The organism is Streptomyces sp. NPDC046805, from assembly GCF_040645355.1.
GTDB lineage: Bacteria > Actinomycetota > Actinomycetes > Streptomycetales > Streptomycetaceae > Streptomyces.
The window spans coordinates 143,466-158,500 of record NZ_JBEYYC010000013.1 but is presented as its reverse complement, the minus strand read 5'-3'; the positions used below and the strand labels follow the sequence as shown (position 1 = coordinate 158,500).

General features: G+C 70.7%; 18 protein-coding genes. 7 read left to right on the top strand and 11 right to left on the bottom strand.

Translation table 11 applies throughout. The annotated features are described in order from the left end of the window. Positions 1 to 59 precede the first annotated feature (59 nt). On the top strand, positions 60 to 1,250 hold the full coding sequence (locus ABZ910_RS16555; protein ID WP_361364715.1) for a family 2 encapsulin nanocompartment cargo protein polyprenyl transferase: 1,191 nt from the start codon (positions 60 to 62) through the stop codon (positions 1,248 to 1,250). Positions 1,251 to 1,337: 87 nt separating this feature from the next. Here the strand turns inward: ABZ910_RS16555 and ABZ910_RS16550 are convergent, their stop codons facing one another. After that, the gene (locus ABZ910_RS16550; RefSeq protein ID WP_361364712.1) at positions 1,338 to 1,565 is read right to left on the bottom strand and encodes a hypothetical protein; all 228 of its coding nucleotides are present in this window, start codon (positions 1,563 to 1,565) and stop codon (positions 1,338 to 1,340) included. 66 nt (positions 1,566 to 1,631) lie between these two features. Between ABZ910_RS16550 and ABZ910_RS16545 the strand changes: the two genes are divergently transcribed. Further along, positions 1,632 to 1,964 (top strand): DUF952 domain-containing protein, encoded by a 333-nt coding sequence (locus ABZ910_RS16545; protein WP_361364710.1) that lies wholly within the window; start codon positions 1,632 to 1,634, stop codon positions 1,962 to 1,964. Positions 1,965 to 2,204: 240 nt separating this feature from the next. On the opposite strand, the gene ABZ910_RS16540 is transcribed toward ABZ910_RS16545, so the two are convergent. From ABZ910_RS16540 to sodN, 4 genes are all read right to left on the bottom strand, one after another. Then, complete coding sequence (locus tag ABZ910_RS16540) at positions 2,205 to 2,975, bottom strand: VOC family protein (RefSeq protein WP_361364707.1); 771 nt, start codon at positions 2,973 to 2,975, stop codon at positions 2,205 to 2,207. A gap of 105 nt (positions 2,976 to 3,080) precedes the next feature. After that, complete coding sequence (locus ABZ910_RS16535; RefSeq protein ID WP_361364704.1) at positions 3,081 to 3,497, bottom strand: VOC family protein; 417 nt, start codon at positions 3,495 to 3,497, stop codon at positions 3,081 to 3,083. 38 nt (positions 3,498 to 3,535) lie between these two features. Further along, positions 3,536 to 3,889 (bottom strand): helix-turn-helix transcriptional regulator, encoded by a 354-nt coding sequence (locus ABZ910_RS16530; RefSeq protein ID WP_361364843.1) that lies wholly within the window; start codon positions 3,887 to 3,889, stop codon positions 3,536 to 3,538. A gap of 192 nt (positions 3,890 to 4,081) precedes the next feature. Then, a complete protein-coding gene (sodN, locus tag ABZ910_RS16525) occupies positions 4,082 to 4,477 on the bottom strand; it encodes a superoxide dismutase, Ni (RefSeq protein ID WP_361364701.1) in 396 nt (131 codons plus the stop codon). 144 nt (positions 4,478 to 4,621) lie between these two features. On the opposite strand from sodN, the gene sodX reads away from it, so the two are divergent. Next, complete coding sequence (gene sodX / locus ABZ910_RS16520; RefSeq protein WP_361364840.1) at positions 4,622 to 5,056, top strand: nickel-type superoxide dismutase maturation protease; 435 nt, start codon at positions 4,622 to 4,624, stop codon at positions 5,054 to 5,056. On the opposite strand, the gene ABZ910_RS16515 is transcribed toward sodX, so the two are convergent. Beyond that, complete coding sequence (locus tag ABZ910_RS16515; RefSeq protein ID WP_361364699.1) at positions 4,960 to 5,589, bottom strand: CGNR zinc finger domain-containing protein; 630 nt, start codon at positions 5,587 to 5,589, stop codon at positions 4,960 to 4,962. The genes sodX and ABZ910_RS16515 overlap by 97 nt on opposite strands. 100 nt (positions 5,590 to 5,689) lie before the next feature. Between ABZ910_RS16515 and ABZ910_RS16510 the strand changes: the two genes are divergently transcribed. Next, on the top strand, positions 5,690 to 6,448 hold the full coding sequence (locus ABZ910_RS16510) for a class I SAM-dependent methyltransferase (protein ID WP_361364696.1): 759 nt from the start codon (positions 5,690 to 5,692) through the stop codon (positions 6,446 to 6,448). A gap of 95 nt (positions 6,449 to 6,543) precedes the next feature. On the opposite strand, the gene ABZ910_RS16505 is transcribed toward ABZ910_RS16510, so the two are convergent. The 3 genes from ABZ910_RS16505 to ABZ910_RS16495 form a co-directional block, all read right to left on the bottom strand. Beyond that, positions 6,544 to 7,296, bottom strand: a complete 753-nt coding sequence (locus tag ABZ910_RS16505; RefSeq protein ID WP_361364837.1) for an amino acid ABC transporter ATP-binding protein — start codon at positions 7,294 to 7,296, stop codon at positions 6,544 to 6,546. 77 nt (positions 7,297 to 7,373) lie between these two features. Then, positions 7,374 to 8,312 carry an amino acid ABC transporter permease gene (locus ABZ910_RS16500; RefSeq protein ID WP_361364694.1) on the bottom strand — a complete coding sequence of 313 codons (939 nt, stop codon included), beginning with the start codon at positions 8,310 to 8,312 and terminating at the stop codon, positions 7,374 to 7,376. A 36-nt stretch (positions 8,313 to 8,348) separates the two neighbouring features. Then, the gene (locus tag ABZ910_RS16495; RefSeq protein WP_361364691.1) at positions 8,349 to 9,308 is read right to left on the bottom strand and encodes an ABC transporter substrate-binding protein; all 960 of its coding nucleotides are present in this window, start codon (positions 9,306 to 9,308) and stop codon (positions 8,349 to 8,351) included. Positions 9,309 to 9,867: 559 nt separating this feature from the next. Between ABZ910_RS16495 and ABZ910_RS16490 the strand changes: the two genes are divergently transcribed. Together ABZ910_RS16490 and ABZ910_RS16485 are read left to right on the top strand one after the other, a co-directional pair. Further along, on the top strand, positions 9,868 to 11,091 hold the full coding sequence (locus tag ABZ910_RS16490) for an NADP-dependent malic enzyme (RefSeq protein ID WP_361364688.1): 1,224 nt from the start codon (positions 9,868 to 9,870) through the stop codon (positions 11,089 to 11,091). A 152-nt stretch (positions 11,092 to 11,243) separates the two neighbouring features. After that, a complete protein-coding gene (locus tag ABZ910_RS16485) occupies positions 11,244 to 12,209 on the top strand; it encodes a zinc-binding dehydrogenase (RefSeq protein WP_361364685.1) in 966 nt (321 codons plus the stop codon). 241 nt (positions 12,210 to 12,450) lie between these two features. On the opposite strand, the gene ABZ910_RS16480 is transcribed toward ABZ910_RS16485, so the two are convergent. Both ABZ910_RS16480 and ABZ910_RS16475 read right to left on the bottom strand, forming a co-directional pair. Further along, on the bottom strand, positions 12,451 to 13,509 hold the full coding sequence (locus ABZ910_RS16480; RefSeq protein WP_361364682.1) for a helix-turn-helix transcriptional regulator: 1,059 nt from the start codon (positions 13,507 to 13,509) through the stop codon (positions 12,451 to 12,453). Position 13,510: 1 nt separating this feature from the next. Next, entirely contained in the window at positions 13,511 to 14,476 is a 966-nt protein-coding gene (locus ABZ910_RS16475; protein WP_361364680.1) for a DUF4097 family beta strand repeat-containing protein, read from the bottom strand. 227 nt (positions 14,477 to 14,703) lie between these two features. Here ABZ910_RS16475 and ABZ910_RS16470 point away from each other — a divergent pair, with 227 nt between their 5' ends. Continuing rightward, positions 14,704 to 14,883, top strand: coding sequence for a DUF6104 family protein (locus tag ABZ910_RS16470; protein WP_003992906.1), 180 nt, complete (start codon positions 14,704 to 14,706; stop codon positions 14,881 to 14,883). Positions 14,884 to 15,035: the final 152 nt, after the last annotated feature.

Genomic DNA, 15,035 nt, shown 5'->3' with positions numbered 1-15,035 from the left:
GGTACGCGCCCAGCCGGGGGCGGACGCACAACCGCCCGCGGCCTCCGCGAGGGAGAATCATGGCCGAGTTCATGACGGAGACGAAGCAGCGTCCCATGGGGGCGCTGGAGGCACGCGAGCGGCGAAAGCCCGCCGGGGACGGGGACGGGGGCGGGGCCGGAGCCGGAGACACAGTCGCCGGACCGGGTCCGGCAGGGCACCCCGCCGGGGACCTCGGCGGTCAGCTCGACGGGCAGGAGGCCGCGGCGATTCTCGACAGCGCCCGGGCGTCGGTCGACCCCGTGCTGCGCGCCGCCCTCGACACGCTGCCCGACTCGATGCGCCGGATCGCGCTCTACCACTTCGGGTGGGAGCACGCGGACGGCACCCCGGCGGCGGACAACGCGGGCAAGGCGATACGGCCCGCGCTCGTCCTCGCCACGGCCGCTGCGCTGGGCGGACCGGAAGGTCGCGCGGCGGCCGTACGGGCGGCGGCCGCCGTGGAGTTGGTGCACAACTTCACGCTGTTGCACGACGACGTGATGGACCGCGACACCTCTCGCAGGCACCGGCCCACGGCGTGGACCGTGTTCGGCGAGGCCGACGCGATACTCGCCGGTGACGCCCTCCAGGCGCTGGCCCTGCGGCTCCTCGCCGGGGACCCGCACCCCGCGTCCGGGGCGGCCGCAGCGCGGCTCGCGGACTGCGTCGTCGAGCTGTGCGCGGGCCAGCACACGGACACGGCCATGGAACAGCGCGCCCCGGACGAGGTCACCCTCGACGAGGTGCTCGTCATGGCCGAGGCCAAGACCGGCGCGCTGCTCGGGTGCGCCTGCGCCCTCGGCGCGCTGTACGCGGGCGCCGGGGAGAAGGAAGCGGCGGCGCTGGACGGGTTCGGCCGCCAGGCCGGCCTCGCCTTCCAGCTGATCGACGACATCATCGGCATATGGGGAGACCCGAGCCGCACGGGCAAGCCGGCCGGCGCGGACCTGGCCGCCCGCAAGAAGTCGCTGCCAGTGGTCGCGGCCCTGGCCTCCGGCACCCCGGCGGCCGGGGAACTCGCCGAGCTGTACCGACGGCCCTACGAGGAGGAGGACCTGGAGCGGACGGCACTGGCCGTGGAGCGGGCGGGCGGCAGGGACTGGGCGCAGACCCAGGCCGCCGACCGCATGGCCCGGGCGATGCAGGAGCTGGCCCGCGTGGTCCCCCACCCGGAGCGGGCGGAGGGCCTGCTGGCGCTGGCCGAGTTCGTGACGCGGCGCAGCGCCTGAGGCCGTAGGCCGCGAGAACCCCGGAGCTTCCGGTGGCCGTGCCGCTCCTGACCCCGCACGGCCACCGGGGCTCCGGCCGCCCGGAGCTCAGGGCTTCTTCTCGGCGGATCCGTGGCGTTGCTGCCGCTCGGCGGAGGGGGTGACGGGGGCGGCGGGCACGTCCGGGGCGGCTGCATCGCGGGACGCCGCGCAGTCGGTGTTGTGGCAGGGGCCCGGCCCCCACACCGGGACCCAGGCGCCCAGCGTCTTGTGCCGCCGGACGACCGTTTCGACGGGCTGTCCGCAGACCGGACAGGCGTGTTCCTGGCTGTCCATGTCCTCAGGGTAGGTCGGCCGGGAATCCCGCGCTTCCCGCTGCTCGGGAGGCCGTAGCGTGGCTGCATGCCGAAACTCCCGTACATCTTCCACATCACGGAACGCTCCCTGTGGGATGCGGCGCGCGAGCGCGGCACCTACGAGATGTCGACCCGCGGCCGCACGCTCCAGGAGGAGGGCTTCATCCACTTCTCCACCCGCGACCAACTCCCGCGCGTGGCGGCCTTCCTGTACGGCTCCTACGACGGACCGGAGGAGCTGGTGGTCCTGAGCGTGGACCCGGCGCGGCTCGGGGTCCCGGTGAAGTACGAGGCCATGAAGCCGGGCGGCGAGGAGTTCCCGCACGTGTACGGGCCCGTGCCGGTAGACGCCGTGGTGGACGTGGAGTCCTGGGGGTGACGGAGCCGGGGGGACGCCGCCGTGGCCGGATACGACGGTGGACGGCGGCGGTGTGGACGGTGGCCGCGAGTGTCGGGGGAGGACTCACGCTGTGGTTCCAGGACTCGGCCGGGCCGCGGGAGCCGTACAGCCGGCAGAAGCCCGTCAACTCGCCGTCACCGGAGCCCCGGTCGGACGACGACGAACCCTGCGGGCCGTCCCCCTGTCCCGTGCCGACGTCGGGGCACGGCCGTACGGCGGTCATCTGCCTGCGCTCGACGAGTCGTCCCTGACCGCCGAGGAGGACGGCATCCTGCCCCTCTCCGGATCACGCCCGGTCAGGCAGTACGTGCCGCCCGCCGGATCGCGCATCACCGTCCAGTCGGGGCCGTCTGTGACGTAGACGGCGCCCAGGTCCTCGTGACGGGCGCGGCTCGCCTCGATGTCCGCGCAGGCGATGTCGAGGTGGGCGGAGCCGGGCCGCTCCTCGGCGAGCCGCTGGAGCAGGATGCGTACCGGAAGTCCCGGCGGCGGCGTGAGCGCCCGGAACTCCGGGAGCGCACTGGCGAGCAGCTCCCAGCCGGTCAGCCCGGCCCAGAAGGCGACTTCGGCCTCGTACGCGGACGGTGGGATGTCGAGGCACACCTGGTCCAGCCGACTGCCTGCCACCACCGGCGGCCGCGCCGACTCCCCGTGCCAGGGCAGCACGCAGAACAACTGCCCGGCGGGCGACCGCAGTACGGCCCACCCGTCGTGAGCGGCGACCATGCCCGCGCCCCGCTCCCGGGCCGACTCCGTGAACGCCTCCACGTCGTCCACGCAGAAATCGAGATGAGCGCCGCCGTCGCCGGAGACGACCCCCTGGACCTTCACGCACGGGTCGGCGCCGTCCGGCACGAGCGTCACGAACTCACCGCGCTCACCGCGGGGTTCGGAGCGCCGAGTCCCGGTGGCGGCCGTCCAGAATGTGCAGGCGTCGTCGAGCCGGCCGAGGGGCCGGTCGACGAAGGCGTAGGTCCAGCGGATGCCCATACGGGGATGGTAGGCGGCAGTCCGCCGCGGTACCGCGAACGTCTCGGTACCGCGAACGCCTCAGTACGCGTGGCTCGGTACCGCGGCGCCTCGCTGTCGCGGCCGTCAGTCCTCGGCCCGCTCCATGAACCGCAGCATGTTCCCGGCGGGATCGCGGAACGCGCAGTCCCGCACGCCGTACGGCTGGTCCATCGGTTCCTGGAGCACGTCGGCGCCGGACTCCCGCACCCGTGCGTACAGCGCGTCGCAGTCGGCGGTGGTGAAGATGACGCCGCGCAGCACGCCCTTGGCGAGCAGTTCGGCCATCGCCTGCCGGTCGGCGGCGGAGGTGTCGGGGTTCGCGGCGGGCGGCTCCAGCACGATCTCCACGTCCGGCTGCAGCGGCGACCCCACGGTCACCCAGCGCATCCCCTCGAAGCCGACGTCGTTGCGCACTTCCAGGCCGAGCACGTCGCAGTAGAAGGCGAGCGCCTTGTCGTGGTCGTCCACGGCGATGAAACACTGCTTGAGTCTGAGGTCCATGGGCTCACGCTAGGCCCTGCCCGGCGGGTCGGGTGTGCTCAGCGGTTGCGACGACGCGGCCGCGTGAACGTACGGGCCACACAGGGCGGGATCACCGCACCGTCCTCGTGCGGCCGGGCCCGGTAGGCGCTCGGGGTCTCGCCGACCAGCTCCGTGAACCGGGAGCTGAAGGAGCCCAGCGACGTGCAGCCGACGGCCAGGCACACCTCGGTCACACTGAGGTCACCGCGACGCAGCAGGGCCTTGGCGCGCTCGACGCGGCGGGTCATGAGATAGCCGTACGGCGTCTCCCCGAAGGCCTTGCGGAAGCTGCGCTGGAAGTGCCCCGGGGACATCAGGGCGGTACGCGCGAGGGCGGCGATGTCGAGCGGCTCGGCGTACTCACGATCCATCCGGTCCCGCGCCCGCCGCAATCGCACCAGATCCTTGATGCTTACCGTCACCGGACCAGAATGACACGGCCGTTGCCACCGACGACCCCGATACGGCTCACTCCGACAGCGCCCGGTACGTGCCGCGGTACGGCGAAGGGGGCCCGACCGGAGACATCCGGCCGGGCCCCCTTCCAGCGAGGAGAAGGACCGTCAGGCCTTCTTCGTCTCCCAGAAGATCTCAGCGACTCGCGCGATGTAGTCCAGCGCCTTCTGGCCGGTCGCGGGGTCGACGGACGCCTTGGCGGCCGACAGGGCCTTCACGGCGTCGTTGAGGAGGGTGTGCAGCTCCGGGTAGCTGTCGAAGTGCGGGGGCTTGAAGTAGTCGCTCCAGAGCACGTCCAGGTGGTGCTTGGCGAGCTCGGCGCGCTGCTCCTTGATCACAGTGGCGCGGATCTGGAAGTGCGGGTCGTCGTTGGCGGCCATCTTCTCCTGGATGGCCTTGACCGACTCCGCCTCGATGCGGGCCTGGGCCGGGTCGTACACGCCGCAGGGCAGGTCGCAGTGCGCGCTGACCGTGACCTTGGGGGCAAACAGCCGGGAAAGCATGGAGCATTCCTTCCTCGTGATCGTCTTCTCAGGTGGGACATTACTCCCTGATGCACGGCTTTTCGCGAGTGGCCCTATGGGCTTAGGGCAAAAGTCCCGGGTGAGACTGAGACTGTGGAGGAACGGATCGGGGAGGTGCCGGGGATGCCGGAGCTGTCGCAGGAGTCCGAGCGGGGGAGGTCCGGGCCCCTCTTCGGGCTGGCCGAGGTGACCGGACCTTCCATGGTGCCCACGCTGCATCACGGGGACCTGCTGCTGCTCCGGTACGGGGCGGTGGTCAGGGCCGGTGACGTCGTGGTTCTGCGGCATCCGTTCCAGCAGGACCTGCTCGTCGTCAAGCGTGCCGTGGAGCGATGCGAGGGCGGCTGGTGGGTGCTGGGGGACAACCGCTACGCGGGCGGGGACAGCACCGACTACGGGACCGTGCCGGAGGAGTTGATCCTCGGGCGGGCCCTCGCGCGGTACCGGCCGCGCAAGCCCGGTCAGCGCTCGCCGCTGGCGCTGGTGCGCTGGGCGCTGTCGGCCGCCAGGCCCGTCTTCGCCGACCGGTCGGCCTCCAGGCGCTTGCGGGCCCGGTAGGCGGCCACGTTGGCGCGGGTCGCGCAGCGGTCGGAGCAGTAGCGCCGCGAGCGGTTGGTAGAGGTGTCGAGGTAGGCGTTGCGGCAGGGGGCTGCCTCGCACAGGCCGAGGCGGTCGACGCCGTACTCGGTGAGATGGAACGCCAGGCCCATCGCGGCGATCGCGGCGTAGCCGGCCGTGGCGTTCGACGGGTGGTCCGCCAGGTGCATGTGCCACAGGGGGCGGCCGTCGTCGTCCCGGACGTCGTGCCCGGAGATCTGCGGGCTCACCGGGAACTCCAGGAGCAAGGAGTTCAGCAGGTCCACCGCGAGGGTCTCGTCGCCCTGGTCGGCCGCCTCGAAGACCGCGCGCAGCCGGGCCCGTACCGAGCGGAAGCGCGTGACGTCGGCGTCGGTGGCGCGCCGGGCCGCCTGCTGGTTGACCCCGAACAGGTCACGGACGGCCTCGACCGTGGTCAGGGAGTCCTTGCCCCGGGCCGGTTCCTCGCTGTTGACGAGGCGCACGGCGTAATCCGAGTAATAGGCCAGTTCCACTTGTAGTCCTTACAGAGGCGCTCTATGGTCGTGAGTGCGGTCGGGTAACAGCCGGTCGTGGTTCCAGGGTATTACGTGTGTGCGAGGAGAAGGGGACTCCATGACCACCAGTACAGGAACGGACTGGCCCGCCTGGCAGCAGAGCTGGGACCGGCAGCAGGAGTGGTACATGCCGGACCGCGAGGAGCGCTTCCGGATCATGCTCGACATGGTCGAGGCCCTCGTCGGCACCGCGCCCCGTGTGCTCGACCTCGCCTGCGGCACCGGCAGCATCACCGCCCGGCTGCTCGCCCGCTTCCCCGCGGCCACCAGCACCGGCGTCGACCTCGACCCCGCCCTCCTCGCCATCGCCGAGGGCACCTTCGCGGGCGACGACCGGGTCACCCTCGTATCGGCCGACCTGAAGGACCCGGACTGGCCGGCGAAGCTGCCGTACGACTCGTACGACGCGGTCCTGACCGCCACCGCACTGCACTGGCTGCACAGCGAACCCCTCGCCGCCCTCTACGGACAGGTCGCGGAACTCGTGCGCGACGGCGGTGTCTTCATGAACGCGGACCACATGATCGACGAGACCACACCCCGGATCAACGCGGCGGAGCGTGCTCAGCGGCATGCCCGCATGGATCAGGCCAGGCGCGCGGGCGCCCTGGACTGGGCCGAGTGGTGGCAGCTGGCCGCCCAGGACCCGGCCCTGACCGAGCCGACGGCCCGACGCTTCGAGATCTACGGCGAGCACGCCGACGGTGACATGCCCTCCGCCGGCCGGCACGCGCACGTGCTGCGCGAGAAGGGGTTCGCGGAGGCGCGCCCGGTCTGGTGCTCGCCCTCGGACACCCTGCTCCTCGCGCTCAAGTGAGGGCCTGGGGAAGCGAGTGAGGGCCTGAGAAAGCCGGTTGGGGCGGTACGGGAACATCCCGTACCGCCCCTTGCGCAGGTCTCTGCCCGTGTCGGCTACAGCACCTTGGACAGGAACGACTGCGTCCGCTCGTGCTGGGGGTTCGTCAGGACGTCGCGCGGATGGCCGGATTCGACCACCACGCCGTCGTCCATGAAGACCAGGCTGTCGCCGACCTCGCGGGCGAAGCCCATCTCGTGGGTGACGACGACCATCGTCATGCCGGACTCGGCGAGGTCGCGCATGACGTCCAGGACGTCGCCGACAAGCTCCGGGTCCAGGGCCGAGGTCGGCTCGTCGAACAGCATCAGCTTCGGGTCCATGGCGAGGGCCCGGGCGATCGCCACACGCTGCTGCTGACCGCCGGAGAGCTGCGAGGGGTAGTGCCCCGCCCGGTCGGCCAGGCCCACGCGCTCCAGGAGCTGCATCGCACGCTCCTTGGCCTCGGCCTTGTTCGCGCCCTTGACCTGGACCGGCGCCTCCAGGACGTTGTCCACGGCCGTCATGTGCGGGAACAGGTTGAAGCGCTGGAAGACCATGCCGATGTCCCGGCGCTTGCGGGCGACCTCGCTGTCCTTGAGCTCGTACAGCTTGTCGCCCTTCTGGCGGTAGCCGACCAGCTCGCCGTCGACGTACAGCCGCCCGGCGTTGATCTTCTCCAGGTGGTTGATGCACCTCAGGAAGGTCGACTTGCCGGAGCCGGAGGGGCCGATGAGGCAGAACACCTCGCCCGGTTTCACCTCCAGGTCGATGCCCTTGAGCACCTCGACGGCACCGAAGGACTTGTGCACGCCCTCGGCCTTGACCATCGCGACGGCCGGGTCCTTCGGGTCCTTCGAGACCTCGGAGTCCTTCGGGGCGGGGTCCGTCGTGCTGGGCTTGTCGGTCATGAGGTCACCGCTCCCTTCGGTCGACCGAGCGAGAGCATGTTGGCCTTCACCTTCTGCCACGGGGTCGGCGGCAGTTGGCGGCTGGAGCCGCGCGCGTAGTACCGCTCGATGTAGTACTGCCCGACGCTGAGGATCGACGTCATGATCAGGTACCAGGCGGCGGCGAGGAAGTACATCTCCACCGGGGCACCGGAGTTCTGGCCGATGTCCTGGGCGTAGCGGAAGAGTTCGGGATACTGGACGGCCGCCACGAGCGAGGTCGTCTTCAGCATGTTGATCACTTCGTTGCCCGTCGGCGGGACGATCACCCGCATCGCCTGCGGGATGACGATCCGCCACAGCGTCTTGCCGTGGCTCATGCCGAGCGCGTGCGCCGCCTCGGTCTGGCCCTCGTCGACCGCCAGCAGGCCGGCGCGGCAGATCTCCGCCATGTACGCCGCCTCGTTCAGACCCAGGCCGAGCAGCGCCGTCAGCAGCGGCGTCATGAAGTTCGACCAGTAGTCCTTGTAGAACGGCATGAGGTTGATGTACTCGAAGACCAGGCCCAGGTTGAACCAGAGGAACAGCTGGACCAGGACCGGGGTGCCGCGGAAGAACCAGATGTAGAACCAGGCGATCGACGAGGTCACCGGGTTCCTCGACAGGCGCATCACCGCCAGGACGATGCCGCCGACGATGCCGATCACCATCGACAGGACCGTCAGCAGGAGCGTCTTGCCGACGCCCGTCAGGATGCGGTCGTCGAAGAAGTAGTCCGGAATCGCCTGCCAGTTGATCCTGCCCTGGCCGAACGCGTAGACGATCGCGACCAGAACCGCGATCGCGAGGGCGGCCGAGACATACCGCCCGAAGTGCCGGACCGGGATGGCCTTGATGGCCTCCGCTCCGGCCGGGGGCGTGTCCTTCGGTTGCGCCTTCTTCTCGATGTCAGTCACGGGTGTTGCCTCTCAGTGGCCGCTGTGACCCGCGGGTCACTTGCCACCGTTGATCGCGGACTCCTTGACGGCGCCGTCCTCGGCGCCCCACTTCTCGAGGATCTTCTGGTACTCACCGCTCTTGATGAGCGCGTTCATCGCGGCCTGCAGCGCGTCCCGCAGCTGCGTGTTGTTCTTGGCGACGGCGACGCCGTACGGCGCCGCCTCGACCTGGTCGCCGACGAGCTGGAAGTCCTTGCCGCCGCCCGAGGTCTTCACCGCGTACGCCGCCACGGGGAAGTCGGCGGACGCCGCATCGGCGCCGCCCGAGCGCAGCCGCGTCTGGGACTGCTGGTCGTCGTCGAAGGCCTCGATGGTGAGCTTCTTCTTCTTGGGGCACTTCTTGGCCTCGGCCTTGGCGAGATCGCCCGAGACCGTGCCGCGCTCGAGGGCGATCTTCTTGCCGCACAGGTCGGACCAGGAGGAGATGCCCTTGGCGTCACCCTTGCGGGTGTAGATGGAGACACCGGCGGTCAGGTAGTCGACGAAGTCGACGCCCTCGCCGACCTTCTTGCCCGTGTCGGGGTCGACGCCCTCCTGGCGGTTCTTGTTGTCCGTCATCGCCGACATCGCGATGTCGTACCGGTTGGAGCGAAGGCCGGTGAGCAGGGCGTCGAAGGTGCCGTTCTCGAACTCGAACTTCACGCCGAGCTGCTTGCCCATGGCGTCCGCGAGTTCCGGGTCCAGGCCCGCGACCTTGCCGGAGGAGTCCTTGAACTCCACCGGCGCGTACGCGATGTCCGAACCGACCTTGATGACACCCTTGTCGCGGATCGACTGAGGGAGCTTGGCGTTCAGCGGGGCAGAGCTCTTGGAGGTGCCGCCGGATTCCTTGTCCTTGCCCTTGGTCTGGTCACCGCAACCGGTGAGCAGCAGGGCGCCTGCGACCGCGATCGCACCGACCGCTGCAAGCCGGGAGCGTGCGGCGGTCGGCCGGCGGGTGGAGCTTGCGGTCATCGTGAGTTCCTCCGGCGGGGGTGGAGTTGCCGATGGGTCGACGAGAACACTCACCTTCGGGTGTCGCGACCTCGTGGGTTGACGGCATCTTGCCATTCGGGCCACGCCATTCAGGTGGCTCGCTATGTCAAAATCGGATAACGGGTGACCCCCGAACCCCCTCAGGCCGGTACATCAAGCCGGACCGTCCACGGGAATCTCGCGTTCCGGCCGGAAATTCTCCGGCGCGTCTCACGATGTGGTCGCGGCCCGACCCGCTGTTCACCTCTCAGATCGGCTGGTCGTCGCCTCGGCGTCATCAGAACGTGATCTCCGGCGTTCGAGATGTAACTCTGCGTCGTCCGAGATGTGACCTTGCGCCTATTGGACTCGTCGTCGGCCCTGTCCGTCCGGTAAGAAGGTTCTTTACTCCCCTCATCCGGGGCTCAGGGCGCGTGTGCGGCGCGCTCGTCGCGTGCGTACCCGTGCTGAACAGCCAGTTCGGGTCGTATGCGGTCCCGCCCGCTCTTCACCAGGAGCGGTCAACCCTCAACCATGCATACCTAAGGGGTACAACGAAGTGGCAGCGGAGATCGTCAATCCTCGCAGCGACAGCGGTACGGACCAGGACGGAGGGGCCGAGCCCCTCGACTCCTTCGATCCGGCCTTCGCGCTGCACCGCGGCGGCAAGATGGCCGTGCAGGCCACCGTGCCGGTCCGTGACACGGACGACCTGTCCCTCGCGTACACGCCCGGCGTCGCGCGCGTGTGCACCGCGATCGCGGAACAGCCGGAGCTCGTCAACGACTACACGTGGAAGTCGTCCGTCGTCGCCGTCGTGACCGACGGCACGGCCGTCCTCGGCCTCGGGGACATCGGTCCCGAGGCCTCCCTCCCCGTGATGGAGGGCAAGGCGATTCTGTTCAAGCAGTTCGGCGGCGTGGACGCGGTGCCGATCGCGCTCGACTGCACGGACGCCGACGAGATCGTGGAGACGGTGGTCCGGCTGGCCCCGTCCTTCGGCGGAGTGAACCTGGAGGACATCTCGGCGCCGCGGTGCTTCGAGATCGAGCGCAAGCTCCAGGAGCGGCTCGACATCCCGGTCTTCCACGACGACCAGCACGGTACGGCCGTCGTGACGCTGGCGGCGCTGCGGAACGCCGCGCGGCTGAGCGGGCGCGAGATCGGGCAGCTGCGGGCCGTCATCTCGGGTGCCGGCGCGGCCGGTGTCGCCATCGCCAAGATGCTGGTCGAGGCCGGCATCGGGGATGTCGCGGTGACCGACCGCAAGGGCCTCGTGTCGGCCGAGCGGGAGGACCTGACGCCGGTCAAGCGGGAGCTTGCCTCCTTCACCAACAAGGCGGGCCTCACCGGGTCGCTGGAGGACGCGCTGGCCGGCGCCGACGTCTTCATCGGCGTCTCCGGCGGTACGGTCCCGGAGGCGGCGGTCGCCTCCATGGCCGAGGGTGCCTTCGTGTTCGCGATGGCCAACCCGAACCCCGAGGTGCACCCCGAGGTGGCGCACAAGTACGCGGCGGTTGTCGCGACCGGGCGCTCGGACTTCCCGAACCAGATCAACAACGTGCTGGCGTTCCCCGGCATCTTCGCGGGCGCGCTGCAGGTGCGGGCCTCCCGGATCACCGAGGGCATGAAGATCGCGGCGGCCGAGGCGCTGGCGTCCGTGGTCGGCGACGACCTCGCGGCCGACTACGTGATCCCCTCGCCGTTCGACGAGCGGGTCGCTCCCGCGGTGACGGCGGCGGTCGCGGCGGCGGCTCGGGCCGAGGGCGTCGCCCGTAGGTGAGAGCGCTGCCCGCACGACGTGCCGGTGAGCAGGTGACCTGATGAAGGGCCCCGTCCGTTTGGGCGGGGCCCTTCTCCTGCCGCACGCAAGAGGGCGTGTGTCACAGGGCCATGCGGTTCCGTCAGCCGGGCGGAGAACCTATCGTCAGGCCCATGTTCGCTGTCTACGCCGCCCGAATCGACCGCGACCAGCCGCTCGCCGGCCTTGAGTCGGGGGAGCGCCCGGCCCCCGAGGCCCGCCCCGGCTGGAGCACCGTCAACGTCAGGGCCGCCTCCCTCAACCATCACGACCTCTGGTCGCTCCGCGGCGTCGGCCTCCCCGAGGAACGGCTGCCGATGATCCTCGGCTGCGACGCCGCCGGCGTCGACGAGGACGGCAACGAGGTCGTCCTGCACTCCGTCATCGGCCAGACCGGCTACGGCGTCGGCCCCGAGGAACCCCGCTCCATCCTCACCGAGCGCTACCAGGGCACCTTCGCCGAGCAGGTCGCCGTGCCCACCTGGAACATCCTGCCGAAGCCCAAGGGGCTCTCCTTCGAGGAGGCCGCCTGCCTGCCCACGGCCTGGCTGACGGCGTACCGGATGCTCTTCACCAACGCCGGGGTACGACCCGGTGACTCGGTCCTCGTGCAGGGCGCCGGCGGCGGTGTCGCGACGGCCGCGATCGCGCTCGGCAAGGCGGCGGGACTTCGCGTCTTCGCCACCAGCCGGGACGAGGCGAAGCGCAAGCGCGCCCTGGAACTCGGCGCCGTGGAGGCGGTGGAGTCGGGGGCGCGGCTGCCGCAGCGCGTCGACGCCGTCATCGAGACCGTCGGCGCCGCCACCTGGTCCCACTCGGTGAAGTCCCTGCGGCCGGGCGGCACGATCGTCATCTCCGGTGCCACGAGCGGCGACCGACCCTCCCACGCCGAACTGACCCGCATCTTCTTCCTGGAGCTCAAGGTCGTCGGGTCCACGATGGGCACCAAGGAGGAGCTGGAGGACCTGCTCTCCTTCTGTGACACCACCGGCGTACGCCCCGTCATCGACGAGGTGCTCCCGCTCGACCGCGCCCGCGAGGGCTTCGAACGAATGGAGTCGGGCGAGCAGTTCGGGAAGATCGTGCTGACGAACGGCTGACCACCGTCGGACAGGTCGCGCAATGGCTGACCGCCGCCGGCCACGTCCGATCAACGGCTGAGCAGCGTGGGCCACGTCTGGCCAACGGCTGAGCAGCGTGGGCTGCGTCTGATCACCGGCTGAGCAGCGTGGGCCGAGGCGGGCTGACGCCTGCTTTCCCCGGGGGTGCCGGCTTCCCCCGGGGGACCCGTTTCCCCGGCGGGCGCCCGGTGTGGTTGCCGGGCGCCCGCCGGGCGCGAGCTCAGACCTTCGGGCGGCGCAGCATCGCGCCGATGTGGGCCGCCGCCGTCGACAGATGGCGGCGGGCGTCGCGGAGCTCGTCGGGCGTGACGCCGTGGTCGTGGGCCGCGTCGCGGATGTCGTCCCGGAAGCGGTCGAGCAGGCGGTCCAGGTCGCGAGCCGGGTCACCGGTGGCTTCCTCGTGGGCCCACGCCGGTTCGTAGTCGGCCGGGAAGTCCTCCGGGGTCTGCGTGTATTCCGGGCCGGGTGCCGACTTGCCGGTGCCGGCGCCGGCCCGTCCGGAGCCGGCGTCCTTTCCGAAGTCCCTCCCGTAATCCTTCCCGAACTCGCCGAATCCCTTGGCCAGTTCGGAGAGGCCTTCCCGCATCCCCGTCTGCCAGTCGCCCCGCGAGAAGTGGTCCTGCACATGCTCCTGGACCCGTCGCGCGATGCGCTGCATCTCCTCCTGCGCCTGCGCCCGCGCCCGCGTCTGCGCCTCCTGGGCCTGGTGGCGGGCCCGTTGGGCCTCCTCGCGCGCCCGGCGGCTCTCGTCCTTGGCGCGCCGGGCCTGCTCCTTCCACTCATGCTTGGCGCGGCGCATCTCCTCCTTGGCGACGCGCCAGGCCTCCTTGTCGCCGAGGTCGCCGTACTCCCCGAAGGGGCCGGGCTCCCCGGCGCCCGACTTGGCGCCGCGCCGTGCCTCGGTGGCGGCGGCCCGCATCTCGCGCCGCAGGTCGCCCGCGGCACCGCGCACATCGGCCCGTATCTCGGCGGCGAGCTCCGCCACCGACTCGCGGATCTCCAGCTCCAGGTCGGCCAGTTCACCGCTGCGGTCGGCCAGTTCGGCGCGGCCGGCGTCCGTGATGGCGTACACCTTGCGGCCGCCCTCGGTGGTGTGGGTGACCAGGCCCTCGGCCTCCAGCTTGGCCAGTCGCGGGTAGACGGTGCCCGCCGACGGGGCGTACAGCCCCTGGAAGCGCTCCTCGAGGAGGCGGATCACCTCGTAACCGTGGCGCGGGGCCTCGTCGAGCAGCTTGAGCAGGTAGAGGCGGAGGCGGCCGTGGGCGAAGACGGGAGGCATGTCAGAGCACCTTCTTGTCGGTCGTGCCGTCGGCCGGGGTGGCGCTCGCGCCATGGCCCTGGCCGGACAGTGCATTGTCCCCCGTGTCTCCGGCAAGTGGACCGGAGCCGTCCGATTGGACGGGCTCGGTGTCGTCCCAGGCGGCGGCGTTCTCGTCGTCCTCCCTCGGCGGGCGGCGCAGCAGGGCGATGGATCCGGAGACGGTCGTGGCCCTCAACTTGCCGTTGCCCGCGCCGAGACGACCGGTGATCTTGTGGGCGCCCCACGGGCCGTGGACCCGAAGGCCGTCGAAGGCGTTGGAGATCGTGCCGCTCGCGGTGTTCGCCTCCACCTCCGCGTCCGCCGGGTGCGGCAGGCGGATGGCGATCTCCCCGGAGACGCTGGTCAGTCTGACGTCGGTCGGGCCGTCCGGGTCCAGGTCGACGATCATGGAGCCGCTGACGGAGTCGGCGCGCACGGCGGAGCCCGAGCCGTCGACGACGGTCAGGTCCCCGGAGACGGAGTTGAAGCGCAGATCGCCGGTGACGGACTGGGCCTCCAGGTTCCCGGACACCGTGTCCGCACGCACGGGACCGGAGACGGCGACGAGCGTCGTGTCGCCGCTGACGCCCTTGACCACCGACGAGCCACGGATCCCCGAGACGACCGCGCCGGCACCGACGACGCCGACCTCCACGTGCGTGTCCGCCGGAACCGCGAGGGAGACGACCGCGCTGCGCCGCCAGCCCTTGCGGTCCAGCCACTTGAGGAAGCCCTTCCAGGGGAGGTCCTCGTACGCCACGGTGAGCGTGCCGTCCTGCTGGCCGACTATCAGCGGCGGCCCCTCGATCCGCGAGACCTCCAGGCGCGCGGAGCCCTCCTCCGTGCCCATGACGTTGACCGTTCCGTTGACGATGCGTACGTGCAGGTCGCGCACGGGATCGTCGAAGGTGAGCTTCGTGGGCTCGGTGACGGACCACTCGGACATGGTGCTGACCTCCTCGACGGAACACGACACGTCATATCGCGTCTTCCATGGAACACGATATATCGCGGTCACGGAAAGTCAAGGCCCGTGAACCCGCCGACCGGCTGCGCGGTGGACGCCCGGCCGCACGGAGGTAACGCACCCCCTCCCGTTGCTTAGGCTGTCGGCAGAAGCCCGAGTGCACCCGAGCGCGCCCGGGTGCGGACGTATCGCAGGAGAGACACCCCATGTACTTCACCGACCGAGGCATCGAGGAGCTGGAGAAGCGGCGCGGCGAGGAAGAGGTCACCTTCGAGTGGCTCGCCGAGCAGCTGCGTACGTTCGTCGACCTCAACCCGGACTTCGAGGTTCCGGTGGAGCGCCTAGCGACCTGGCTGGCCCGCCTCGACGACGAGGACGACGAGTAGAACGAGTAGGACGTGCGGGGCGGCGAGCAGGACGTACAGGGCGGCGAGTCGCGCAACGCGTAGGGCGGCGAGCAGGGCGGTCGGCGGCCCCTGCTCGGCCGTCGCCGCTCCCACTCGTCAATCGTGGCCCCTCCCGCTCGACTTCATCGGGA